Origin of the sequence: Actinosynnema sp. NPDC059797 (assembly GCF_042732085.1) — a bacterium.
In the GTDB taxonomy this organism is placed as follows: domain Bacteria; phylum Actinomycetota; class Actinomycetes; order Mycobacteriales; family Pseudonocardiaceae; genus Actinosynnema.
This window is the reverse complement of sequence record NZ_JBHWIE010000338.1, coordinates 1-7,722: the sequence shown is the minus strand read 5'-3', so window position 1 is coordinate 7,722 and position 7,722 is coordinate 1. Positions and strand designations below refer to the sequence as shown.

Below are 7,722 nucleotides of genomic sequence, written 5' to 3'. Positions count from 1 at the left end.
CATCACTCCCTAAAAACTGCTCGGTGTCGACGATCAACTACTAGAACGCGGTGACGGCGGCGTCGGCTTCACCGGCCTCCCCGCGGTTCGCGGCGAGGTTGTGCCGCGTGGTGAGGGTGTCCGGGTGGAACGGGCCGAGCACCTCCACGCGATCGGCGAGCAGCTGTTCGAGTTCGGCGGCGGCGGCCGACGGCCTGCCCGCGAGGCCGAGCTGGCGCGCGAGGGTGTGCCGGGCGGTGAGGGTGTCCGGGTGGAGCGGGCCGAGCACCCGCCGCCGGTCCGCCACGAGCTGCCTGGCGTCCTCGACGCTGCGCAGGTCGCCGCTGTCGCCGCGGCACAGGGCCAGCTTCCCGCGGATGCCCAGGGTGAGCCGGTGGTCCGGGCCGAGCCGCTCGGTGGCGGTGGCCTCCATCCGGGCGAAGTGCGCGGCGGCAGCAGCGGCCTGCCCGATCTCGCTGAGGCTTTCGCCGAGCACGTCCAGGACGTCGTGGTACTCGTCGTCGGTCCACAGGTGCTCACCGGCACAGCGGTCGAGGGCGCCGGCGTTCGCGCGCAGCCTCTGGCGCAGGTCCGACTCGTGGCCGTCGTCCAGCTCGTCGAGCAGCCAGACGTGGGCGAGGGAGTCGGCCGCGGCCCAGGCCAGCTCGGACAGGCGGTCGGCCGGCAGGTGGTCGCGGACGGCGCGCTGCACCAGGCCGTGCACGCGCACCGCTTCGGCTTCGACGGTGGCCAGGCTGAACAGGTGCAGGCGGCGCAGCGCGGCTAGGGTGGTGTCGACGTCGAGCCCCGGCCACGCCCCGGCCACAGGGGCGTGGCCCAGCCACAGGCGGGCGGCTTCGGCGGTGAACACGGTGGTGGGGATCCCGCCCGGGTCCAGCAGGGCGGCCAGCTCCAGCACGGGGCCGGCCAAGCCGGCGGGGTGCTGGGCGTTCGCCGCCTCGATCGACAGCGACCACGTGACCGCCACGGTCTTGCGGTACTCGTCGGGCAGCGCGTCGGGCGCGGGCACGAGGTCGGCGAGGCGCTTCGTGCGGTCGGCGAAGCGCCGTCGGTACTCGGTGCAGGGCACGTCCTGGTCGATCATGTACGCGGCGGTCTGCCCGAGCGCGAGGGGCAGCCGGCCGAGGTCGGCGGCGACCCCGGCGACGTCGTCAGCCAACCGCGCGTCGAGGGCGGCGCGCAGGTACGAGTCCGCCTCGTCCCCGGTGAAGACGTCGACCTCGACCCACCGGCCACCCAGCCCGGCGACCGCGGCGTCACGGCGGCGAGTGGTGATCACGGTGCGTCCCGACGCGGGAGGTCTCAGCCCCGTCAGGTCGGCGGGGCCGGCCAGGTCGTCCAGCACGACCAGCCACCGCAGCGGCGTCGTCTCCAACCAGCCGAGGAACAGCTCGGCGGCCGGTTCGGGGTCGTCGGCCCGGGCTCGGGCGAACTCGACACCGGCCGCGGCGTACCGGGAGACGATCGCGTCGCGCGAGGAGGCGTCGACCCACACCACCAGGTCGACGTCGCCGGACTCGATGCGGCGACGCGCGTACCTGGCCGCCGACTGCGTCTTGCCCACGCCGCCCATGCCGGTGAACACCCACAGCGCCTCGTCGGAGGGCCCCGGGAGCGCGCGGTCCCGGAAGCAGTCCGCCTCCGTGGGGATCCGGCCCAGGACACGCGCGCGTGCGGCGGTGGCCGGTGGCGGGGTCGGGTGGAGGTGCAGGTCGCCGTACAGCGCGCCGACCTGCGCCACCGGCCCGGTCACGGTCCCGGACAGGTCGTTGTGGACGTGGACCTCACGGGAGCCGTCCGTCCGCTCCGGTTCCACCGGCACCCCCTGATCGCGTTGCTGATCGCTGTGGGAACTGTGCCGGCGCGGCACGTCGTCGCGCGAGGGTTTCGGTCTGCGCCGGCCCGAGTGGCGCAGCCGCTCGTTCGCCGGCCCGGGGAGCGGCGCGGGTGACGGCGGTGCCCCTCCGGGAAGCCGGGCACGGTCCGTTCACGTGGCGGGTGGCGTCACCTGCGGGGTAGTGCCCGTCGGCCGGTCGGGTGCCGGGCGGTGGCCGTCGACGTGTTCCCACAGGCGGGTGAAGCGGTCGATGCGCCACAGTTGCGCCAGGACCAGCACGGTCGAGCCGAACACCGCCGGCCACGCCTCCAGGGCGACCAGTCCCCACGCCGTCAGGCCGAACCCGGCCAGGCCCACGACGACCAGCAGGCGCAGGACGGCGCGGTGGTCGGGCGGGACGAGGTCGCGGTCGCGCAGCCAGGCCCGTTCGCCGAAGATGCCGCGCGCGGCCCAACTCTCGGGGGTTCGGACCGGCGGGAACACCCGCGGGTTGGCGAACAGCCAGGCCACCACGGCACCGATCGGCAGCAGGCTCCACCAGCCGATCCAGGTGCGGCTCCAGACGGCCACCAGCAGGGCGGGGATGGCGGCGAAGCGGGTCCAGACGCTCCAGGGGTTGGCGTGGCGCCGCCACGCCTCGTCGTCCATGCGGAAGGCCCCGGCGATCCGGTCGGCGACGTCCACGGTGCTTCCTCCTCAGCGAATGAGTTCTTCCAGTGCGGTGACCGCCCGGGTGACGCCGTCCTCGGCGCGGATGTCGGTGCCGAGTTCGCGTGCGCGCCGGCGCAGCGCCTCGTCGTGCACGGCGGTGGTGATCGCTTCGGACAGGGCGGTCGCGGTGAGGCGTTGTTGGCGCAGCGGTGGTGGTGCGACGCCGGCGGCGTGCGCGCGGTGCGCCCAGTGGGGCTGGTCGGCGACGAACGGGCACACGACCTGCGGCACGCCGGCGGCCAGCGCGGCGGCGGTGGTGCCCGCTCCCCCGTGGTGCACCACGGCGCCGGTCCGCGGGAACAGCCACTGGTGCGGCGCCTGGTCGATGACGTGCACCTCCGTTGTGGACGGTGGCGCGATGCCACCCCAGCCGGTGGCCAGCACGGCGCGGACGCCGGCCGCGCGCACGGCCTCGACGACGATCCGGCCGGTGCGCGCGGCGTCGCGGCCGGCCATGCTGCCGAAGCCGACGTAGACCGGCGGCGGTCCGGCGGACAGGAACTCCGCCAGGTCGGCGGGTGGTGCCCACGGGGTGTCGGGCAGGTACCAGAAGCCGGTGGTGCGCACGGCGGTCGGCCAGTCCGGGGCGACGGCGCCGATCAGGGGGCTGAACGCCTGGAGCACCAGCCGGTCGCGGCCGTGTTCGTCGTGCAGCGGGTCGTGCGCGCCGCGCCGGCGGGACAGGCCGAGCTGGTCGACCCGCCACCGGTCGGCGATGCCGGCGTAAGCGCGCAGCGTCGCGCTCACGGCCAGGTAGGTGGCGCGGTTGAGGGCTTTCGGGAGCCTCGGCAACGGCAGCATCGGGCACGGGAACACGCGGGTGGGCACCCAGCCGGGTTGCAGGGCGGCGAGCACCGCCGGGACGCCCAGCAGTTCGGCGACGTGCTGCGCGGGCAGGGTCGGGGTGTGCACGACCACGTCGGCGGCCACACCGCGCGCGATGCCACCCAGGTCGCGCAGCACGTCCGCCATCAGCGGCTTGATGCGGCGCGCGGTGCGCACGGCGGTGACCTTGCCCCGCAGGCCGCGGTAGCCGCCGTCCACGGCCCGCCGGAGCACGGGGTCGTCCAGCAGCCGGTTGGGGCCCTCGTCCAACCCGGCGAAGTCCACCCCGTGCTCGGCCGCCATGGCGGCGGCCGAGTGCGGTGCGACCAGCAGGGCGCCGTGGCCCGCGCGGCGCAGCGCTACGGCCAGCGCGAGCATCGGCTGCACGTCGCCTCGGGTGCCGTGGGTGACCAGCAGCGCCCTCACCGCGCGCCTCCCCCGTCGAGTTCGGTGAAGGCGCGCAGCCAGTGGTCGTCGGTGAACAGGCCGCCGGTGAGCATTTCCAGCCCGGCCCGCGCGCCGCGGGTCGCGGTGGCGGTCTCGGCCGGGTCGCCGCCCAGCAGCCGCCCGACCTGCTCCCCCAGCAGCAGCGGCGCGAGCTGCCAGGACACGTACACCACCGCCCGCGCCCGGGGATCCGCCGTGGGGCGCACCCGGCCGGCGGCCTCCTCCTCGGCCAGCCACCGCTCGGTGCGCTCCGCGATCCGGGTGAACAGCGCGGTCGCGGCGTCGGTGCCGTCCAGCAGCGCGCGGGCCAGGTAGCGCCGCACCGGCGTCGCCGCGGCCAGCACCCGCGCCAGCGCCTCACCCGCCAACTCGTCGCCGCCGTCCATGGCCGCCAGCACGTGCTCGTCGCACGCGTGCCGCAGCCCTTCCTTCGACCCGAAGTGGTGCACCACCAGCGCGGGCGACACCCCGGCGTCCGCGGCGATGGCGCGCACCGAGGCACCGGCCACCCCGTCGGCGCCGAAGCGCGCGAGTGCGGCGTCGCGGATGCGGGCCCGTGCGGTCAGGTCCGACTTGGCTGAACACATGTACAGATCATTGAACAACTGTTCAGCGTGCGCCAGCGTCAGCGGGTGGTCTTGACGCCTTCCTTGCGCCGCCCCTGTCCGGTCACCGAGGTCGGCGCCGGTCCGCCCAGAGGTGCAGGAGCAGCAGCACCGCTCCCGCCAAGGCGCACCCGAGCAGGGTGAACACGGCGGCCCTCCCGTCCCGCGTCACGGCCGCACCGATCACCAGGACCGAGGTCACCAGGGCGAAGACCACCGCTTTCCCCGACATCACCGCTCCTCTCCACTCGCCGTGCCCGGTGACGTCTCACCCGCACTCCCGCCAAGCCCACGACGGGTTCCCGGTCCCGCCCGTCCGCGCGGTCGGACCGGTCGACGGGGCGTTCGGTGAGGCGCACGTACGTCGCGGCCATGTCCTCCGGCGAGGCCGCCAGCCGGTTCTTGGGCGCGTACAGCACACACGACAGCCGTGGCATCCTGGCCAGCCGGTCGGCGTCCAAGCGCACCGCGGGCACCCGGACGCAGGCCACGTCCACGCGACCGGCGGTCCTCGCCGCCAACTCGAAGGCGAACACGACCTGGGCCAGCTCCGAGTGGGCGCAGGTGGGCTTCCCGGCACACCGGGCCTCACCCTACCGCCGAGGGCGGGCGGTCAACACCGGTGGAACCGGTTCAGCGGTGCGGGCACCCGGGTCGTCACTACGCGCTCAGCCCGCCCAACACCGACCCGACGGTCGCATGGGCGAGCAACGCCAGCGCGGCCGCCACCGGGAGCGTGATCGCCCGCTCCGGCCACGTGCGCCCCAACAGCGGCGCCGAGGCGAACACCGTGCCACACGCCCACGCCTGGGGCTCGTAGCCCAGCACCAGCGCGTAGTGCAGGCCCTCTTGCCCGAACACACCCGCCAGCACCGCCAGGCCGGCCACCCGCTGCCAAGCCCGCCCGCCCGCACGCCAGCAGGCGCCCGCCGCGCCGAACAGCGGACCCGCGAGGAACGCCATCGCGAGCCACACCAGCGGCCAGGTCCAGTCGCCCATGCCGTCACGGCCGACCTCGGCCCAGCCGTAGTAGCCGAGCACCAGGCCGCACTCGGCGCACAGCCCACCGATCAGCGAGACCGCCATCCCCCAACGGGACAGCAGCGCCCCGGCGCAGAACGCGACCACCGCCCACACGGCGCCGGAGTTGGCGAGCTGGTTCCACGCACCGGGCAGCACGCCCTGGGCCAGGTTGGTCAGCACGCCGAGCAAGAGGCCACCGACGAGGGCCGCCGACAGTCGTCGCATGGGGCGCTCTTGGTCAACGATCGTCACGGATCGCGACTATACACACAGTTCATAGTCATCCGATCCGGGACCGAACGGCAGGCCGACACTCCCTCCATCCGCCGTAAAATGTTATTGACTAACTTTTGTTAGTGACTAACACTAGAAGCATGGTCGCAGTGGTCGTCGGCGCGGGTCCCACCGGTTTGGCAGCGGCGTGCGCGCTGCGCCTCCACGGCGTGCGGGTGCGGGTGGTGGACGCGGCACCGGGACCGGTGACCACCTCGCGCGCCCTGGGCCTGCAACCGCGTGGCAGCGAGGTGCTGGAGCGGCTCGGCGCGCTGGGCGACCTGCCGGCCCGTTCGGTCGGCATCCGGCGGGTGGTGGTCCACGTCGGCGGACGCCGCTCCGGTGAGCTGCGGGTCGGCCGTCCCACCGCCCTGGTCCGCCGCCCCGGCCTGCTCGTGTCGCAGGCCGAGGTGGAAGCCGAACTGCGGGCGCGCCTGGCGGACCTCGGCGTCGAGGTGGAGTGGAACACCGCGGTCACCGGCCTGGAGCAGGACGAGCGCGGCGCGGCGCTGTCCACCCCGGCCGGACCGGTGCCGGCCGACTGGGTGGTCGGCTGCGACGGCGCGCACAGCGCGGTCCGCAAGGCCGCCGGCATCGGCTTCCCCGGCGTCCCGCTGGTCGAGGGGTTCGTGCTGGGCGACGTGCGGACCGAGCTGCCGCTGCCCCGCGACTCGGTCGGGGTGTGGGTGCGCGGCGGAGAGGTGTTCTCCGCGTTCCCGCTGCCCGGCGGGGTGTGGCGGTTCATGGCCCCCGCCCCGGGCACCCCGGCGCGGGACGTCCCGGAGTTCCTGGCCCGCGCCGCGCACCGGCACGCGGGCGCGCGGGTCCCGGCGGGCGAGGGCTGGCTGTGGACCTCGGTCTTCCGCATCCACCGGCGCCTGGCCGAGACCTACCGGCGTGGCCGGGTGCTGCTGGCCGGCGACGCCGCGCACATCCACAGCCCGTTCGGCGGGCAGGGCATGAACACCGGCCTGGGTGACGCCGAGAACCTGGCGTGGCGGCTGGCGCTGGTGGCCTCGGGCCGCGCGGGCGACCGGCTGCTGGACGGTTACCAGGCCGAACGCCGCCCCGTCGCCGAGGAGGTGCTGGGCGCCACCAGCGGTCTCACCGGGCTCGTGCTGGGCGAGTCCCCGGCGGCCCGGCTGGTGCGCGACCGCGCGCTGTTCCCCCTGATGGGCCTGCCGGCGGTGGAGAGGCTGATCTGGGAACGAGCGTCGCAGCTCAGGACGAGCTACGCCCGCTCGCCGTTCGGCCGGCGGCCCAGGGTCGGCGACCGGGTGCCGGAGTTCGCGGCCACCGACCGGTTCGGCTGGACCCTCGCCTCACCCCGGGACGACGGCTGCGCCGCGGTCGCCCGCGACGCGCTCGGCGAGGTCCGGCACGTGCGCCGCGACGGCGACGCGCTGCTGGTGCGCCCGGACGGCCACCTGGCCTGGCGCGGCACACCGGAGCCGGCCGCGCTGCGCCGGGCGCTGGCGGTCATGCTTGACCGGTGACCAACCAGGCAGGACGAGGCGGGTTGCGCGAGCAGCGCAAGGCACGCACCCGCCGCGCCATCCAGGAGCACGCGCTGCGGCTGTTCCTGGAGCAGGGCTACGACCAGACCACGGTCGAGCAGATCGCCGCCGCGGCGGGCGTGTCGCACATGACCTTCTTCCGCCACTTCCCCACCAAGGAAGCCGTGGTCGAGGACGACGACTACGACCCGTTCATCGTCGGGCTGGTCCGTGCCCGCCCCACCGGGGAGAGCCCGCTGGAAGCGCTGCGCGCCGCCCTGCTCACCGGCTTGGACGCGGTGCTCGACACCGACCGCGACGCGGTCTACACCCGAGCCCGGCTCATCATCACCACCCCCGCACTGCGGGCACGGCAGTGGCACAACACCGCCGCCACCGGCGACCTGCTCGCCGGCGCGCTCGCCGACCGCGAACAGCGACCGGTAGACCTGCGGCTGCGCGTGATCGCCGCGGCGGCCACCGCCGCCCTCACCACGGCCCTGAC

General features: G+C 75.1%; 8 protein-coding genes. 2 read left to right on the top strand and 6 right to left on the bottom strand.

The window, feature by feature from the left end:
- Positions 1-40: 40 nt before the first annotated feature.
- The 6 genes from ACFV4N_RS36405 to ACFV4N_RS36380 all read right to left on the bottom strand — a co-directional run bounded on the left by ACFV4N_RS36405 (position 41) and on the right by ACFV4N_RS36380 (position 5,700).
- Positions 41-1,822, bottom strand: coding sequence for a tetratricopeptide repeat protein (locus ACFV4N_RS36405; RefSeq protein ID WP_499677215.1), 1,782 nt, complete (start codon positions 1,820-1,822; stop codon positions 41-43).
- 165 nt (positions 1,823-1,987) lie between these two features.
- On the bottom strand, positions 1,988-2,521 hold the full coding sequence (locus ACFV4N_RS36400) for a DUF6653 family protein (RefSeq protein WP_499677214.1): 534 nt from the start codon (positions 2,519-2,521) through the stop codon (positions 1,988-1,990).
- A 12-nt stretch (positions 2,522-2,533) separates the two neighbouring features.
- On the bottom strand, positions 2,534-3,799 hold the full coding sequence (locus ACFV4N_RS36395; protein ID WP_499677213.1) for a glycosyltransferase: 1,266 nt from the start codon (positions 3,797-3,799) through the stop codon (positions 2,534-2,536).
- Positions 3,796-4,407, bottom strand: a complete 612-nt coding sequence (locus ACFV4N_RS36390) for a TetR/AcrR family transcriptional regulator (protein WP_499677212.1) — start codon at positions 4,405-4,407, stop codon at positions 3,796-3,798. The genes ACFV4N_RS36395 and ACFV4N_RS36390 overlap by 4 nt, the downstream gene beginning before the upstream one ends.
- A gap of 82 nt (positions 4,408-4,489) precedes the next feature.
- Complete coding sequence (locus tag ACFV4N_RS36385) at positions 4,490-4,657, bottom strand: hypothetical protein (RefSeq protein WP_499677211.1); 168 nt, start codon at positions 4,655-4,657, stop codon at positions 4,490-4,492.
- 428 nt (positions 4,658-5,085) lie between these two features.
- Positions 5,086-5,700 (bottom strand): DUF6518 family protein, encoded by a 615-nt coding sequence (locus tag ACFV4N_RS36380; RefSeq protein WP_499677210.1) that lies wholly within the window; start codon positions 5,698-5,700, stop codon positions 5,086-5,088.
- Between the two features lie 122 nt (positions 5,701-5,822).
- On the opposite strand from ACFV4N_RS36380, the gene ACFV4N_RS36375 reads away from it, so the two are divergent.
- Positions 5,823-7,217, top strand: a complete 1,395-nt coding sequence (locus ACFV4N_RS36375; RefSeq protein WP_499677209.1) for an FAD-dependent monooxygenase — start codon at positions 5,823-5,825, stop codon at positions 7,215-7,217.
- Positions 7,214-7,722 (top strand): TetR/AcrR family transcriptional regulator (locus ACFV4N_RS36370; protein ID WP_499677208.1); only part of this gene is annotated, 509 nt, incomplete at its 3' end. The genes ACFV4N_RS36375 and ACFV4N_RS36370, both read left to right, overlap by 4 nt.

What these genes read in the sequence shown, in the direction of transcription:
- ACFV4N_RS36390 (WP_499677212.1), bottom strand. Translation starts at nt 4,407, where the DNA reads ATGTGTTCAGCCAAGTCGGACCTGACCGCACGGGCCCGCATCCGCGAC.
- ACFV4N_RS36385 (WP_499677211.1), bottom strand. Translation starts at nt 4,657, where the DNA reads ATGTCGGGGAAAGCGGTGGTCTTCGCCCTGGTGACCTCGGTCCTGGTG.
- ACFV4N_RS36375 (WP_499677209.1), top strand. Translation starts at nt 5,823, where the DNA reads ATGGTCGCAGTGGTCGTCGGCGCGGGTCCCACCGGTTTGGCAGCGGCG.